The organism is Burkholderia sp. YIM B11467 (genome assembly GCF_052952715.1).
Genome location: NZ_JBQVSQ010000034.1, coordinates 1 through 809, shown reverse-complemented (window position 1 = coordinate 809; position 809 = coordinate 1). Strand labels below are relative to the sequence as shown.

Below are 809 nucleotides of genomic sequence, written 5' to 3'. Positions count from 1 at the left end.
GCAGCACATTCTATTACCAGCTCAAGGCGCTGGACGTTGGTGATCGGTATGCGGAGCTCAAAGTAAAGATCCGGCACGTGTACGACCATCATCAAGGCCGCTACGGCTATCGACGGATCACCGCCACGATCCGGCAGGCAGGGCACGTGATCAACCACAAGACGGTGCAACGGCTGATGGGGCAGTTACAGTTGAAGTCGCGGGTACGTCCAAAGAAATACCGTTCCTGGCGAGGTGAAGTCGGCCGAGTTGCGCCCAATCTGCTGCAACGTCAGTTCGATGCCGAGCGGCCGAATCAAAAGTGGGTAACGGATGTGACCGAGTTCAACGTCGGCGGCCAGAAGTTATATCTGTCGCCGGTGATGGATCTGTACAACGCGGAGATCGTCGCCTACCAAATAGATCAGCGGCCAAGCTTTGAATTGGTCAGCGGCATGTTGAAGAAGGCGCTGGCCAAGCTCGGGCAAAAGGACCGGCCGCTATTGCACTCCGATCAAGGATGGCAGTATCAGATGCCCGCTTACCGCCGACTGCTCGCGCAGCACGCGCTGACTCAGAGCATGTCCCGTCGGGGAAACTGTCTTGATAATGCCGCGATGGAAAGCTTCTTCGGTACGCTTAAGTCCGAGTGCTACAGACTCAGCCGCTTTAGCAGCATAGATCAGCTACGCGATGCGCTGACCCGCTACATCCATTACTACAACCACGAACGTATCAAGCTCAAACTGAAAGGGCTGAGTCCCGTGCAATACAGGACTCAGCCCCTCGGCGCCTAGCCTTTAACTGTCCAACTTCGTGGGGTCAGTTCA

General features: G+C 56.1%; 1 protein-coding gene. It reads left to right on the top strand.

Annotated features, from left to right (window positions below):
• On the top strand, positions 1-776 hold a 776-nt coding region (locus ACTRWB_RS38090; RefSeq protein WP_446904916.1), incomplete at its 5' end, for an IS3 family transposase.
• Positions 777-809: the final 33 nt, after the last annotated feature.